Here is a 15,430-nt window from a genome sequence, read left to right on the forward strand (position 1 = left end):
GAATTATACTCCTTCGTCTTCGAATCGGTTCAAGTCTTTATTATGACCTACGACAATTAACATATCTCCTTCTTCAATGACTTCATGAGCAGTTGGTGAAATGACCATCTCACCGTTTTTACGTTGAAATCCAATGATGTTACATCCATATTTCGCACGAATATCAAGGTCAAACAACGTTTTGTTATGCAGTTTTCGTGATGCAACAATCTCTACAATGCTATAGTCTTTTGATAACTCAATATAATCGATAATTTTCTCTGATACAACATGATGAGCGAGCCTTCTTGCCATATCACGCTCTGGATGAATAACACGGTCTGCACCGACTTTTTCAAGTACTTTTTGGTGATAGGCATTGACTGCTTTCACCCATACTTGCTTCACTCCCATGTCTTTTAACAACATCGTAGCAAGAATACTAGCTTCAATGTCATCTCCAAATGAAATAATGGCGTGATCGACATTTCGGATTCCTAAGCCTTTTAAGTTTGCTTCATCAATTGCATTAGCTGCTACTACATATGTCGCTAGGTTCGCAAACTTATTGATCACTTCTTGATCGCGGTCAATCGCAAGTACATCCACATTTAAATTCGCAAACTCCTCAACAAGACTGCCTCCGAAACGCCCTAATCCTAATACAGCAAATTGCTTTTTCATCTTTTGTCTTCCTTTCTCGTTCCATCCAACTCTTAACCGTAGTTTGGTTCTTTTATACAAAAATTACTTAAAATAAACGCAAAAAAACACAGGGATTGCCCTCCTGTGTTGGATGAATGCTTCTACACAAGTGTCACCTTCCCTCTCATCACGCTTACGGGGTTAGCTGTCGGATTCGGATTATGAGAGTAACCCTACCTAAAAAGGATTCACCCCTAGCACCAATTGGCACAAAAAAGTGGTTCCCCCGCTCTTGTTATCGATTCAGCGATCTGACGTATTCACTCATTATGGAAGCTATCATACTCCTGTAAAATTTTTCTGTCAAGCCTTCTTTTATAACTTTTACAAAGAACAAAAATCATACAAATCGAGACTGACAATCATCTTATGAAATCCATCAAATAAGTGAATAAGTGCTAACACCTCTAACAGTTGTTCATCACGATAAACTACCGTCAATTGTTCAACGTTTGCTTCTCTCGGCGTAACACGATAGCGATCAATGAATGCGTAGAGCATTTCATCTTCTTTTGACCACTTTGTTTCATCTATTACTTCTTTATTTAGAGAAAAACCACTCACATAAGACAGACTCATACATGTTTGACAACCGTTTATGCTTGCTAAGTAAAGTCGAATTTTTTCTTTTAACTCTTTTGACGTGACTGGACTGTTCCATAGTGTTTCATATAACTGATCATATAATGACTTTACATTCGGAATAAGCGATAACGCTCGTTCAAAATTAGATCCTTTTCCTTGTGGCAATGCGATATGTGCCATGTTCATCACTCCTTTTTCTTTATTGTAAGAAAAAGAACAGATCATTTCACTTGCGTATGAAATCAATTCACCTTTAATCTAGTAGCAAATAAAACAATTCTAGAAAGGAAAACTTACAAATGAAAATTGACAATGTGGATCTACATATTTTAGAGGAATTACAAAAGGATAGTCGGCTTTCCATGCGAGAGTTAGCTAAAAAAGTAAACCTATCTCCTCCATCTGTGACAGAGCGTGTTCGTCGACTTGAAGATGCACACATTTTAAAGCAATATACAATTGCGATTAACTATGAACAGCTAGGGTTAACGGTGGATTGCTATGTAGAAGTAACGATGAAAAACGGAGAATATGAACGATTTAAATCCTTTATCTCAACCTATCCATACACGCAATTTTGTGAACGAATTGCGGGGCAAGCTTGTTTTATTACAAAGCTGAAACTCCCAAATTTGCAAGAGTTAGAATCCTTTATTAACGAAGTGACACCGTTTGCTAAAACCATTTCTCATGTGGTGTTATCAACTGTCGAGATGCAACATACGACAATGAATCACCTAAGAAACAAGCCGACGGTTTAAAAAGGACGTCGGCTTTTCACTGTCTTCTCATTCATGTGCTTTAATAAACTCCCTACTCCAACAACATAACAAAGCACAAACAAAATCGTATAAAAAATCCAATTTTCGCTTCCAGCATAAGCAAGCCCACCCCATATAAGAGAACCTGCTATCAGCAATATCCCAAACATACGATAATCCACTACTTCTTTTGGTTCTTCTCTATGCATCTGCTTCACTCCTTCGTCTACGTTACTTCAATCTTAGCTTCTATAACGAAAAAAGAAAAGTGGATTCATAAGTACAGCTTCTTCATCTAATGTAGTGAAACCTTTCACCTCTTCATCTTTACCTTTTATTGCGCTATTAATCGGTTGGTTTATTTTCTTATCCCACTTTACCTTTCGGCGTCTCTACACAAAGAGCTAACAAAATGTTGGCTCTTCTTCTACGTTTTAGTACACTAACTGTATCTTTGAAAAGGAGTATAAAGACATGACAGACGTGATGATTGATTGGTTTAGAAGTATTCGAGATGAGCGTATTTTAACGATCGAACATGCGACAAAAGGCTATAGCCACCAGTGTATCAAAATCACCACATCAAATGGTGTCTATGCGGTTAAACAAAACACCCGAAAGCAAAACAAAGATGCGTTTTTACATGAAATAAAAGCACTTGAATTAGCCACTCAACACAACTTAAAAACACCCATGTTGCTTGCATACGATGATCAAACCTACATGCAACTTCTTACGTGGCTAGATGGAAAGGATGCATCAGAAACCATTCACCTGTTAGAGGACGCGGAGCAAAAAAAACTTGCGTACTCATTGGGACAAACGATGGCAAGCATGCATAAAATAAAGAACAATGCATTTTGTGAACAATTGTCTACAAACGACACTTATTCTTCTTGGAATGAGTTGATTCAAACACGATTTCAACACTTATTAACCCAAAATGAACAATGTCAAACAATCGACTTGGCTACACTGCAAAAAGTAGACCATCACTTTCAACAATTAATGAACGAATTACCGCAAAGGATCACTCCTTCTTTTACACACCGTGACTTATATTTACCTAACGTCATTGTTCATGATCATGAATTAGTGGGAATCATTGACCTTGAAGCTGCTAAATTTTATGATTGAACGTGGGATTTTGTTAAACCTGAATTATGGATTTTCACGAAGTTCCCCATGATACGCGAAGCTTTTTATAAAGGATACGATCACGTTAATCCTCTCAATGAAGAAGTAGCACTTCGTTATCATGTTTGTGCAGGATTAGAATATTTAGCTGGTTTACCTTATTTCTCAGGTTCGCAACCAAACCCCACGATGTTTCAACAATTCTATCGTGAGTTAGAAAAATGGCTAGAAGGAACATATCCACTTTCCTTTTTCCAAAAATAACGTTCGTCGTCATGAAAGGTGAATAGGTCGAATGCGTTGTTCACAAAATACACATACGAGACCATTTCAAAAAATAAGGAGATGGACGAACACAACATGAAATTACATCATATTCTCCAAGGAATTCAAAGTGAACAACGCTTAGACGACATTGAAAACATTGATATTCATACCATTTCATTTAATTCAAAACAACTTACAACCGGTGATTTATTTGTCGCCATTTCCGGCGGCACTCACGATGGACACACCTATATTCATCAAGCAATTGAAGCGGGTGCGGCTGCGATTGTAGGAGAAAAAGCTCTCACAACCCCATTATCTGTTCCCTATATTCAAGTGACAGATAGTCGCCAAGCATTGGCCACATTAGCGGTCAATTACTACAATCATCCTGCTAAAAAGCATATTATGATTGGCATCACAGGAACAAACGGGAAAACAACGACGGCTTTTATGTTGAAACATCTATTAGAATGTGAAGGCTATACGTGCTCCCTTTTAGGCTCGGTGATGAACATCATTAACGGCGAAGAAATTCAAGCAACAGCCACAACCCCTGATAGCTTAGAATTAAACCGCTTGCTTCACCTTAGTAATGACCAAGTTGTCATTATGGAAGTATCTTCTCATGCGTTAACACAAGCACGAGTGGCTGAGATTGAGTTTGATTATTGCTTGTTCACGAATTTGGGACATGACCATTTAGATTATCATCAAACATTTGACGATTATTTCGCGGCAAAAGCAAGTCTATTTCATCAACTCGCTTCTCACGGTCATGCCATTGTAAATATTGACAATGAATGGGGAGAAAAATTACATCATCTTCTGTTATCAAAACACAAAAATGTTCTATCACTAAGTACTCATAAAGACGCAAAATGGAAACTAACGATACAATCAATGAATCGCTCTTCACATGTCACATTACTGAATGAACGTGAAGAAGCACTTCATTTTGAATTACGCTTTCCTGGTGAACACAACGTCTATAATTGTTCAATGGCGCTAATGACTGGAACTGCAATGGGGATTGCTCATAAAAACTTATCAGCAAGTACACCTCTTTTTAAAGGAGTTCCTGGTCGTTTTACGATGATTGAACACGAAGGAAAGACCATTGTCATTGATTATGCGCATACAACAGATGCGTTTGAACATTGTTTGCAAACCGCCAAACAATGTGGCGCAAAACAGATTTATCATGTATTCGGCTTTCGCGATGGTCGTGATGAATCAAAACGCGGCAAAATGATTGAAACGTCTGCGGCACTTGCTACAAAGTATGTACTCACACTTGATGACGTAAAAGAACCGGCAAAAGAAGACATGATGTTAACACTCATGACGTTACACTATGAGCACGGAAGCCATAATGGTGAAGTCGTACCAGATCGCACAAAAGCGATTGAACAAGCTATAAATCAAGCTTCTGACGGCGATTGGATTGTTATCACAGGAAAAGGTCATGAATCATACAAACAAACCTTTGAACTCGGTACACATTCTGATTTAGACACGGTACTTACGCTCACAACAAGAGATGAGGAAAAAGAAGACGATATTGTGATTTAACAAGAAGATGAGGAAACGTTTTTTGCTCCAATTGAAGAAGGAAAATGTTCGCTAGCGGGCCTTATTGAACATTTACGATTTTGGGATCGTTATTTGTTAAATGAACGCATTCTATACATTAAAGAAGGTTCACAACTTACTCACTCTGGCATTGATATTGATGGTGTGAATCAGCAAGCTGAAACAAACGCGCAGTCAGGTATTTCGCGCGAAGAACTCATTGAACAGTTTATTTCAACACGCAAACAACTCGTTCAGCGATTAGAAACCATACCACTTGACACAACGTTCTCTCTTGGACATCATACAATGACACTTAATCAATTTATCGGCGGACTAATTGAGCATGACTTACATCATATTCAGCAAATCGTAAAAATCTATATAAAATAAACCAAGAGGCCACAGCCTCTTGGTTTATTTTACTCGCCTTGCTCCCACATATTTTGGTCCCCAATAGCTACTTGTTGGATAGTGTGTCATTTGCACACCGTTTGATGGTGACACGTGAACAACGTTTCCGTTTCCAACATAAATAGCTGGATTAAGATGAGTAGCTTGAAAAAAAACAAGATCTCCTGGTTGTAAATCTCGCTCTTCCACAAACTCCCCTGCTTTCCATTGGTCTTTTGCGTAACGTGGCAAGCTTACATTTGCTGATTGTTTGAATACATACTGAGCAAATCCAGCTGTATCAAATCCTTGTGGCGTTGTCCCACCGTTAAGGTACGGAACTTCTCCGATAAACTTTGTCGCTTCTGAGACGATTGGATGTTCTTTTGGTAATCGTAAATTATTCACTCTTCGCGCCCCTGTGTATTTTTCACCCCAATAACTGTTCGTTAAATAGGTGGTCGATACATTATTGTTACGATTGGCGTGGATAAATTGGTTATGCCCCATGTAGATTCCTACATGTGAAATCCCTTCACGGTATGTATCACTAAAGAAGAGTAAGTCTCCAACTTGAAGATTCTCTCGCTCGATTGGTTCACCTACTTGCCATTGTTGATCCGTAGAACGAGGCAAGTGAATGTCCATTGATTTTTCAAAGACAAGCTGTACGAAACTGGAACAATCCAAACCAACTTTAGGGTCTTCACTACCAAATATGTATGGAATCCCCATATACTTCATTGACTCTCTTATAATAGGATTATTCGCATCAACAGGTGTGCTTCTTGTAATTCGATTTGCTTTTAAAAAGCGTGCTGACCAAAATGAACTGCTCTCCACACTCGTTGTCACAACTTTGTTTTGAGATGGAGATGGGTAGACCATTTTATCATTCCCAATGTAGATACCGGCACTTGATGGTGATCCGTCCATTGTTGAACTAAAAAACAATACACCTCCTGGTTGAAGGTTCCCTCTGTCAACTTCTGTACCGACACTTAGTTGTTCACTTAAAAATCGTGGCATCGGAATGTTCAGTGCTTGAGCAAACACATATTTAATGAACCCAGAACTATTGAATCCTTCTTCCTCACTCTGACCCCCTTCTTGATAGGGAGCATTGACTAATTGTAATGCTTGCTTAGCGATGTCTTCTCCTGTTTGCATCGATGTTACACCTGTAATTCGTTTTCCACCTTCAAAATGAGATTGTTCGCTAAACCGACTTATCTTTACACCACTTAGTGGCTTAGACGATACCATCTTATCCTGACCGAGATAAATACCGACGTGATTCACTGTTCCTTCTCTTGAAGTAAAGAATACAAGATCACCCGGTTGAAGGTATTGTTTTGGTACTATCTGTCCTTGCTGCCATTGAGACGCAACAGATTGTGGTAAATAAACACTCACTGCTTCTTTCATTACAGCTTGTACAAACTCCCCACTATCAAGGTAGTCATCATTGCCAGCGGCTTTCATATACATAGGTATTTGTGCATATTCTAGGGCTTTTTTAACCACTGATGATAAATCTTCACTTTGTTGTACAGATACTACTTCCGCCTCAGCATAAAGAGGTGATGCACTCGTTAAAAGCAAACTAACACTAAGTACACCGGATGCCAATTTAATTGGGTTTTTAAACATTGCCGACCCTTCCTTACTTTATAATCTATTTTATCTATTGTTTGTATCAGCTTACTTTTTACCATTATAAAAGAAATAAGTAGTTCAATAGATTGATATCATTATACTCAGATTATAGAGCGTATCCTTTTAATTTCCTAGGTATATTAACATGTTTATTGAGATAAATACCCAAAATGAGTCATTTGTATCATAAATTGGATTCATTTTACCATCTAACCACTCCCACTTACTCGTTGTTTACATTCATTGAAGATGGAGGGTTCTCGCCTACCTCACATACAAAAAAGAGGGGGGACATAACAAAATGATTCCTTCTGAAAAACGAACAATGACGTTTCTCGTTAGGTTACAACAAGTTCGTTCCATCGCGCTACAGCCACTATTCTTTTAAACTTATTTTTTAATCAAAAAAAATATCCGACCTATAAAGAGTATATAACTCAAAATAGTTCGGATATCTTATCAATTGAAACACTTATGTCTCAAAAAAAGTTGTATATGTTGCCAATTAAACCAAACAGAGGTGTTTTGAACTCTTCTTTCGGCTCAATCTGCTCTTGTTATGGCCGCTTCTTGTTCTTTTCTCTTGTCTGTTAGTGCTAAATGATTTTGACCTAGGTTGATCGATGATTCATTAACCTTGGCAAAAGAATCGCAAATAGTAGCGCGATACACATTGCTACCACGGCTATAAGCACCCATTTTAATGATGTTGATCTTTTCACATCTACCGGTAAAACTGCTTCAGTCCCTGACTTGGGAGGGGATGAAAATAGATTCAGTTCATCGACTTGTGAAGATAGCGTACTTTTCTTTTGCCCCTCTCCGGTAAATAAATAGGGCTGTAATTGATCTTCTTCCTTTTTCTCTTTTCGTTCAAACGTTAAATCTCTGAACTCTTCCGGTATCGATTGTTGCTTATTATCTTCTTGCTGTGACGAACGTGGGTCTAGGTTAATCGTATTTTCCTTATATTCATTTGGCTGTAGCTTTTCAATATGATTATCCGCTGCAACATGCTTAACGATAGGTATAAATAGAAGGACCATCATAAAGAAAGCCCCTCCTATTATCATTTTACGCTTCATACGTATCTTCACTCTCCACTTGTTTCCCTTTTTTCACATAAGCAGAAACCGCTGGAATGGTAATCAACACCAAAATGATTCCAAGTAATGTCACAATGGCTTCGGTAAATAAAGTGGACGTGTCATATTGAATGGACATATACACCTTTGAAACCGGATCTTCATAAGAAAAGTTTGGCATCGCAAGTGATAGTAATGGATTAATATAAAACATAATGAGCGCGATGGATACAATCCACCCAACAAACGGTCCAATTAAAAAGGCTCCGTTTACTAGTAAGGACGATGCAACAAGGAGTAGAACGGTATAGATGGACCACTCAATTGCCCGCTCATCTGAAAGTGTATAAATGTTTAAACTAAAGATACTTATCATTAACCCAACAATTAAGTTCAATAGACCAAACAGTGAACCACGCACGAAGATTGGTGCATGATGATAATAATGAATGAAATACCCAATTAGTAAACTACTAATTAAAATAATCACTAAAATAACTACAGGCGGTACTTCTTTTATTTTCTCAGCTGGTACCTCTCCTTGTACTTCGACTGGGTTAGCTAAATAGCGATACACAGAGTCATTTGGTTGACCGTTGACAAATGCGTTATTTAATAGATTATACACATCGCCACGAACTAGCTTTGTTGAATCAACGTTTTCTGCCCATTTGCTATTTAACGTGTCTGCTTGATCTTGAACATTGTTTACTTGCTTTTGAAGGTCATCTGTATATTGAACAACATTTGTTTGTCGTTCACTTAACGACGTAATCAAATCATCTAACCCTTGAAGCTCTTGCCCCATGCTTTGCTGCAATGTGACAAGTTGACTAACATTTTGATCGGCTGCACCTGGATTGACATCATTTCCTGGTTGTTGCAAAATCGCGGTAATGTTCGATGCACGATCTTGAATCACAGATAAATCGTTCATCATTAAATCATATTCTTGATTAATGTTTTGACTATATTGACTAATCAAGGTGGTTGCTTCTTTACTAATTGCAGATGATTGCGATTGAGCAACCGTTAACCTCTCTTGAAGCTCACTACTAATTTCTTGTGATTGTCGATTTTCAAATAAAACCGATTCAATGCGCCTTGTTGTTTCATCACTGTTTAATACTTTATCTTTTGTATCTGTACGGCTTAGTTGTTGTAGCGATTGTTCGTATTTTGATACATATTCATAATACGCAAAAAGATCGTTTACATTCGAACTGTTTATTTCTTTGCTAAATGCACTATTTAGCTTACTTCTGCGCTCTGGTGATAAAAACGATGATGAAACAATGGTTGCTTCTTTTGCTTCAATGTCTTTTACGATGTCTGTTACATCCACACCACTGTTTTGAACGGCTTGCTCATATTGACCAAGCAGAGTTGTATATTGTTCAGTGAGCTGTCGAAGCTGTTGCCGAAGCTCTTTGTTTGCCTCATTCGTTTCTTTATTCGCTAAATTTTGCTCCACCACTTGAATGCGTGAACGTAGCTCTGTTAATGATGCGATAACCCCGGTTACTTCTTCTGTCTTTTCACCAGGCATCGCTTCTAATGTTTCTTTTGCTTGCGTTACATCAGTTGCAATCGTTGTTAACTCATCTCGCTCTTGTTGTAATGAACCTCCTTCATCAGATGGAGGAATTTCATCATCAGGAACAGTTGGATTTTCAGGACTAGGGTTATTTGAACCCGAACGCTCTAACTGTTCACGTAGCGGAAGCAATGCCCTTTCAAGTTCATTGAACATGGCAATCGCTTCTTGTTGACGATATTGTTGAAGTAACTCCTCATTAAAAGCTTTCATTTTATTTTCTTGAACTGATGCTTGGCTTTGTTGAGCCGATTGCAACTCATCAGCCATTTCGACTTGCTGATTCAGTCTTTCTTCAAGAGAAGAGAGACCATCAATCATTTGAGTTCCTTGGTTACTTAACAAAGCTTTCGACTGTGATTCACGAGCACCTACACCCTCTAGTGTGTCTTCCACACTCTGCAAACTTAATGATTGAGCCTCTTGTAACAAACTCTCTTGTGTTTGCTGATACTGCCGATATTGTTCGACGTATTCAATGAAATCCACGAGGTTTTGTTCAATTTGTTGCACATCTTGTTTACGGTTATCAGAACCCGTTTCAGCATTTTGGATATTTCCTTGAATTTGCTCAAGTAATTTCTTTTGATTATCTAACTCACCTGCTAAATCTTTTGAACTCGGCTTATAAAAAGAGAGCATTGTTTGTTGAAATTGAATCTCTTTTTCTAAAATACTATCAAACTTACCACGTAAGTCATTAATCTCTTGTGACACATAATTCCAGTAACGCGACGTAATATCGTCACTTACTTTTGCAGATGCCGCTTCTAGCTCACGCACAACTCGTTGCTTATTTGCTGCATTAAGTTGATTATTCACACGGTACTGCAAGGATACTTTTTGCGGCTTTTCTTCTGTATACGTAAGCGTATTTTTCGAAAAATCTGAAGGAACATAAATGATTGCATCATATTCTCCTTCTCTTAATTTTTGATTGGCTGTTCCACGAGTTAAAACGGTCCATTCAAAATTTGAATCCTCGGCTAGCATCGGTGCAACACTTGCACCTAAATCAAAACCTTTCTTTCCATCTTCTCCTCCAACACCGAGATCTTCATTGACCACTGCAATTTTTCGTGTGGCATTTTCTGATACTCGCAACGGATCGTCTCCGATATATTGAAAAAAGAAAACAGGAAGCGCCATTATCATCATAACGGCTAACACGACTTTTAAGCCGTACTTCCATTGTTCACTCATGCCAAAATCTTCCTTTCATTCGTGCATAATGGGATTTGAATTCGTGTTGCTTTTCCATTCTCAACATAATAACCAAACCCAGGATAAATATCTGTTTCTTTACGATCATATTGAAGCGTAAACAAGCTTTGTTCTGACTTCTTCATCAGTAAGATTGCTTTATTTACTTGCTTTAACTCTGTAGTTAGCGAATCAAATCCTTTTGAGAAGTCTGTTGGGCTACCTGCTGCAATAATTGTAAAGCCTAGATGCGTATAGTTTTTCATCAACTTTGTCATTCGCTCTTGAATAAGCGCATCCACTGTTTTTTGGAAACGAGCAAATCCATCAATCACAAGCAATAGCGGTTCAAATGTTAGCGATTGAACCGTCCCTTGTTGTACAGCTTCTAAATACGAGTGTTCTCGCTCTGAAAGAATCGCCTCGGCTTGATCTAACCACGAAACAATTTGCTCTTTCGTCTCGATATAATGGATTGATTCTTCAGCTGCAAATGAGGAAAGTCCACGATCAATTGCATCAAATAAACCAAGCATTTTAATGTCTTGCGATAAAGACGTGTGTAAAATAAGTTGCAACACATTCGTTTTTCCTTTTTGACCTTGTCCCATCACGAGACAGTGCTTGCTTTTATTTAAGTTCATATGCACAGGTCTTACTGATTCCTCATCAAGACCAATTGGAATGACACCACGTTCACGGATAAGACGACGATTTGTCATAAATTCATGCAGCAACAATTTGTCTGAAAGCATTGGAATTGGCTCTGGTAACTCTTCGCCTTCGTACTTCAGTTTCAATCGTTGAATATCTTTTTTCATTTCCTCTAATACTGTAAACTCATCTTCACCATTTGCAGGTAAAAACAACTGTGTAAAGAAAGACTGATCCGTTTTAACGATCGCTCTACCAGGAATCGCTTCTACTTTATATGGAACTCGTCCTAGAATGGAATACGCTTCTGAACTATCCATAAGGTAGTGTACAACTTTCGTTTTGATATTGTTTAATACAGCTTGACGAACTGAGTTAATACGTGTAGCGGTAAACATGATATAAATACCAAGCGACTGTCCGTCACGTACAAATTGCGTAAACTGCATTTCTAAATCTTGCATTTCATCTTTTAATAAATCAAAGTTATCAATGGTAATGAACCATAACGGTAACTTTGTATTACTTAACGCGTTGTACATTTTAATATTGCTTACTTCGTATTGTTGGAACAGTTGCTTACGACGAATCATTTCCTCTTTCATCATGAGCATAAACTTCTCAATCTTGCGTGTTTGGTCCATTAAAAAGTAATCAGCTGTATGAGGCAACTGACGAAGTGGCAACAACGTGCCATTTCCAAAGTCGAATAAATAGTAATGAAGCTCTTCAGGGCTATATGCTTCTGCAAAACTCATTAATAAAGTCATCGCAGTAAACGATTTACCATAACCTGATGAACCAAAAATACCAATGTTACCATCGTCCATCATAGTATAACAATAAGGCACTTGTCGCTGTTGATCTGGTTCATCAACTAATCCAATCATGAATTCCCCTTCTCGCTCTCCTTCATACTCAAAACGAGAAATTCGTTCAGCAAGTGGGGGCAACCATGGGCTACGTAACTTTTGAATACCCAGCTCTTGTTGAGTCTGTTCGATGCGTTCAGCAATCACATCAATTTCAGCTAATACGTTTCGCTTTTTCTCTTGCTGCGTCGATACATCCGATAATGGAATAAGCCCTAAATCAGTAACAATGGCTACTTCATCTTCTGAATCCGACGTATCTTCTAAATAAGGTGCCCCGCTCCATGCTGATTGGAATAATTCATACACTTCGTTGTTTCCAACTTGTAAGTAACCGCGACCTGTGATGGTAATTGATGCTGCGTCGGCATTTTTTAAAATCTCTTTACTATCTGTCGCATCTTGTACTTTTAACGCGACTTTAAAGCGGGCGTTACTCCAGATTTGATCATCAATGACACCACCAGGTTTTTGTGTCGCTAAAATTAAATGAACCCCTAAACTACGTCCAATACGTGCTGCACTAACCAGTTCACGAATAAATTCAGGCTCTTCACTTTTTAATTCCGCAAATTCGTCAGAAATTAAAAACAAATGCGGAAGCGGCTCTGATACTACTCCTTGCTTGTAAAGGTCTGCATAGTCATGAATGTGATTCACTTCATATTGATCAAATAAACGTTGTCGTCGTTTTAGCTCACTTTTAATGGAAGCTAAGGCACGCGTACTAAAGTTTTTACTTCCTTCGATATTTGTAATCGTTCCAAGTAAGTGAGGAATGTTTTTAAACGGCTGTGCCATTCCTCCACCTTTGTAGTCAATTAAAAGGAAACCAACTTCATGAGGGTGAAAATGAACGGCTAACGACAAAATGTACGTTTGTAAAAATTCACTTTTACCTGAACCTGTTGTACCCGCTAACAACCCGTGTGGCCCGTGCGCTTTTTCATGAAGGTTCAATTCGACTAAATCTTCTTTTCCTTTTAAACCGACCGGAACGGCTAACGACTTCGCGGACTCTCTCGTTTGCCAATTATGCGCAATCGGTAGTTCATCGACTTCTTTCGCTTGAAACATCTCTAAAAACGATACACTCATTGGAATTGAATTTGTCATTCCTACTTGATGTTCAAGTGTTCGTAGCATGCGTACAAACGATTCATTATTCTCACGTTCGTGTTGATCTAGCACAAATGGAATCGTCACCGCTTTTTTCTTTTGAATAAGAATGTCGCCTTCTTTTTCATTCACATAACGAATCAGCGTGTGAATGTTATCTGTTAAACTTTCTTTCTTCTCTGCTGCAAAAATCGTTGAAAGGCCTAAATGTGAATAGTCACCTTCTAAATATTCCAAAATAACATGCTCAGCAATTAACGATTGATTCACGATAATAAAGACAAGGTGAGGTAAGAAGATACGCCCCTTCTTCTCTTCTTGTAAATCTCGCTCTCGAATCATTTCATAAAGTGAAGATAAAAGCTGATCACGAGATTGCTCATTATATATAAAACCTTTTGCATATGAGTTTGGAAGTTGGAAATGCGGAAGCCACTTCATCCATTCCCATTGCTCATATTCCGTCTCATCAAAGATTAACACAAAGCGAACATCATGGTAGCTGTGCGAAAAAGCAAGTTGACCAACGAGCTGATGAAGTTCGTTTTTAACCGTTGATGACTTCCCAATCAATCCAATCGATCCGTGAGCTAAATGAGCGGTTACTGGAGCGTTCGTAACTTCACGATACACTTTTTCCATGTGTTGAGACTGCTCCAATAAATCATCCATTTCACGATTTGACATATCGCTATTGTTCATCGCAATCGTATAAGAAGCAGGAACGTTTCCTGTTCCAAGTCGCACTTCTAAAAAGTCTTGATGTTCAATTGTACGTTCCCAAATGCGATCTGAAATGATTTCTGTTAAATACTTCATTCGCTCAAATGTTGGGAAATGATAATGCAAAATCGTACGCTGTGACTCACATACTTCATGCAACTCTTCACGCTTTGTTTCTAAATATTTTGTGTAAATACGATTACGACGCTCACTTCGAATTTTTCGTTGCTTTTTATCTTTAAAATATTGAACCGTTGATACAAACATTGTCGTTGTAAACATCATCACCGAGATGATCATAAACAACCCACGAGGTTGAATGATTGCAATGGTTCCCATCACAAGCAACATCACAAGTGGAGGTAAAATTGTGAGCCATAAACTTCTGTTGTTATCATCTGAATCTTGAGATGGAAACGAAAGCTGAACTTTTTCCGTTGGCAAGTCGTAAATCATACGGGGTGTTCGCCTGTAAAATGGATACTTCTTTTTCATTTCAGAAACCGGCTGTTCCGCAATTGACAATGTCGTTTGAAACTCCTTCCATGCAACGACCTCAAGTAAGTCATCCTCGACTAATCGCAGAGTCATCGCTGACCAAAGTAAGATGTCTCCTACTTGTAACGGATACACCTCACGTCGTTTCTTCCCGTTCACATAAACGGTGGTTGCCTCTGGAGTAACATACCATTTTCCATTTATACGAGCCAATCGCAAGTCTGTTCCCTCATGCAACAAACTCTCAGTTTGCCAAATCGTTCCATGCTCACTCGTTGATATTGTTAACTCTGAGCGTCCTCCGATATAATAAGTGCCTTTATTTACAGGTGTCGGCGTTACTAACATCGTTAATTGTTCATTCTGTTGTGAGAGAGTGTGAGGTTCATAATCACGTAGCTCCCCAATCACTTTCTCTTGCTGAACAAGTGTAAAACCTTGCTGTTGTGCATTTCTTGTTAATGTTAGCGATCCATTTACAAATGGAAAGCTCGGAATTGTGACTGTATCACGTTGAGTCGAACCAATTGTCACTCGTTTAAAATGAACAGGATCAATGGATAATTGTTGATACGTTTCATGATAAAACAGCCATAGAGTCGTCATTGTTTCACCTCC

The 15,430-nt window shown here is 38.4% G+C and carries 11 protein-coding genes, 1 pseudogene and 1 riboswitch; of the genes and pseudogenes, 5 read left to right on the forward strand and 7 right to left on the reverse strand.

Annotated features, from left to right (window positions below):
* Window positions 1–3 precede the first annotated feature (3 nt).
* The gene (locus tag DIS06_RS04925; protein ID WP_110112127.1) at window positions 4–663 is read right to left on the reverse strand and encodes a potassium channel family protein; all 660 of its coding nucleotides are present in this window, start codon (window positions 661–663) and stop codon (window positions 4–6) included.
* 135 nt (window positions 664–798) lie between these two features.
* Window positions 799–943, reverse strand: a riboswitch (cyclic di-AMP (ydaO/yuaA leader).
* Between the two features lie 65 nt (window positions 944–1,008).
* Window positions 1,009–1,449: a carboxymuconolactone decarboxylase family protein gene (locus DIS06_RS04930; protein WP_110112128.1), complete on the reverse strand. Its 441-nt coding sequence runs from the start codon at window positions 1,447–1,449 to the stop codon at window positions 1,009–1,011.
* A 119-nt stretch (window positions 1,450–1,568) separates the two neighbouring features.
* Between DIS06_RS04930 and DIS06_RS04935 the strand changes: the two genes are divergently transcribed.
* On the forward strand, window positions 1,569–2,030 hold the full coding sequence (locus tag DIS06_RS04935; protein ID WP_110112129.1) for an Lrp/AsnC family transcriptional regulator: 462 nt from the start codon (window positions 1,569–1,571) through the stop codon (window positions 2,028–2,030).
* Here the strand turns inward: DIS06_RS04935 and DIS06_RS04940 are convergent.
* Window positions 2,027–2,239: a hypothetical protein gene (locus DIS06_RS04940; RefSeq protein WP_110112130.1), complete on the reverse strand. Its 213-nt coding sequence runs from the start codon at window positions 2,237–2,239 to the stop codon at window positions 2,027–2,029. The two genes, DIS06_RS04935 and DIS06_RS04940, sit on opposite strands and share 4 nt — an antisense overlap.
* 265 nt (window positions 2,240–2,504) lie before the next feature.
* On the opposite strand from DIS06_RS04940, the gene DIS06_RS04945 reads away from it, so the two are divergent.
* From DIS06_RS04945 to DIS06_RS04960, 4 genes and pseudogenes are all read left to right on the forward strand, one after another.
* A complete protein-coding gene (locus tag DIS06_RS04945) occupies window positions 2,505–3,167 on the forward strand; it encodes an aminoglycoside phosphotransferase family protein (RefSeq protein ID WP_110112131.1) in 663 nt (220 codons plus the stop codon).
* 48 nt (window positions 3,168–3,215) lie between these two features.
* A complete protein-coding gene (locus DIS06_RS04950; protein ID WP_110112132.1) occupies window positions 3,216–3,431 on the forward strand; it encodes a hypothetical protein in 216 nt (71 codons plus the stop codon).
* A 96-nt stretch (window positions 3,432–3,527) separates the two neighbouring features.
* Window positions 3,528–5,009 (forward strand): UDP-N-acetylmuramoyl-L-alanyl-D-glutamate--2,6-diaminopimelate ligase, encoded by a 1,482-nt coding sequence (locus tag DIS06_RS04955; RefSeq protein ID WP_162595883.1) that lies wholly within the window; start codon window positions 3,528–3,530, stop codon window positions 5,007–5,009.
* Window positions 5,010–5,030: 21 nt separating this feature from the next.
* Window positions 5,031–5,402, forward strand: a pseudogene (locus DIS06_RS04960) (DinB family protein); the annotation flags it as partial.
* Window positions 5,403–5,426: 24 nt separating this feature from the next.
* On the opposite strand, the gene DIS06_RS04965 reads toward DIS06_RS04960, so the two are convergent.
* The 4 genes from DIS06_RS04965 to essC form a co-directional block, all read right to left on the reverse strand.
* Window positions 5,427–7,055 carry a C40 family peptidase gene (locus DIS06_RS04965; RefSeq protein ID WP_110112135.1) on the reverse strand — a complete coding sequence of 543 codons (1,629 nt, stop codon included), beginning with the start codon at window positions 7,053–7,055 and terminating at the stop codon, window positions 5,427–5,429.
* 617 nt (window positions 7,056–7,672) lie between these two features.
* Entirely contained in the window at window positions 7,673–8,110 is a 438-nt protein-coding gene (essA, locus tag DIS06_RS04970) for a type VII secretion protein EssA (RefSeq protein WP_162595884.1), read from the reverse strand.
* A gap of 25 nt (window positions 8,111–8,135) precedes the next feature.
* The gene (gene esaA, locus DIS06_RS04975) at window positions 8,136–10,946 is read right to left on the reverse strand and encodes a type VII secretion protein EsaA (protein ID WP_110112137.1); all 2,811 of its coding nucleotides are present in this window, start codon (window positions 10,944–10,946) and stop codon (window positions 8,136–8,138) included.
* The gene (gene essC, locus DIS06_RS04980) at window positions 10,943–15,418 is read right to left on the reverse strand and encodes a type VII secretion protein EssC (RefSeq protein ID WP_110112138.1); all 4,476 of its coding nucleotides are present in this window, start codon (window positions 15,416–15,418) and stop codon (window positions 10,943–10,945) included. The genes esaA and essC overlap by 4 nt, the downstream gene beginning before the upstream one ends.
* Window positions 15,419–15,430 lie beyond the last annotated feature (12 nt).

The sequence above is a fragment of the Bacillus sp. CGMCC 1.16541 genome (assembly GCF_003184905.1).
Lineage (GTDB): Bacteria > Bacillota > Bacilli > Bacillales > Bacillaceae_H > Priestia.

Excerpts from the sequence above, each read along its gene's own strand:
- DIS06_RS04925 (WP_110112127.1), bottom strand. The coding sequence starts at position 663 with ATGAAAAAGCAATTTGCTGTATTAGGATTAGGGCGTTTCGGAGGCAGT.
- DIS06_RS04930 (WP_110112128.1), bottom strand. The coding sequence starts at position 1,449 with ATGGCACATATCGCATTGCCACAAGGAAAAGGATCTAATTTTGAACGA.
- DIS06_RS04935 (WP_110112129.1), top strand. The coding sequence starts at position 1,569 with ATGAAAATTGACAATGTGGATCTACATATTTTAGAGGAATTACAAAAG.
- DIS06_RS04940 (WP_110112130.1), bottom strand. The coding sequence starts at position 2,239 with ATGCATAGAGAAGAACCAAAAGAAGTAGTGGATTATCGTATGTTTGGG.
- DIS06_RS04945 (WP_110112131.1), top strand. The coding sequence starts at position 2,505 with ATGACAGACGTGATGATTGATTGGTTTAGAAGTATTCGAGATGAGCGT.
- DIS06_RS04950 (WP_110112132.1), top strand. The coding sequence starts at position 3,216 with ATGATACGCGAAGCTTTTTATAAAGGATACGATCACGTTAATCCTCTC.
- DIS06_RS04955 (WP_162595883.1), top strand. The coding sequence starts at position 3,528 with ATGAAATTACATCATATTCTCCAAGGAATTCAAAGTGAACAACGCTTA.
- DIS06_RS04965 (WP_110112135.1), bottom strand. The coding sequence starts at position 7,055 with ATGTTTAAAAACCCAATTAAATTGGCATCCGGTGTACTTAGTGTTAGT.
- essA (WP_162595884.1), bottom strand. The coding sequence starts at position 8,110 with ATGATGGTCCTTCTATTTATACCTATCGTTAAGCATGTTGCAGCGGAT.
- esaA (WP_110112137.1), bottom strand. The coding sequence starts at position 10,946 with ATGAGTGAACAATGGAAGTACGGCTTAAAAGTCGTGTTAGCCGTTATG.
- essC (WP_110112138.1), bottom strand. The coding sequence starts at position 15,418 with ATGACGACTCTATGGCTGTTTTATCATGAAACGTATCAACAATTATCC.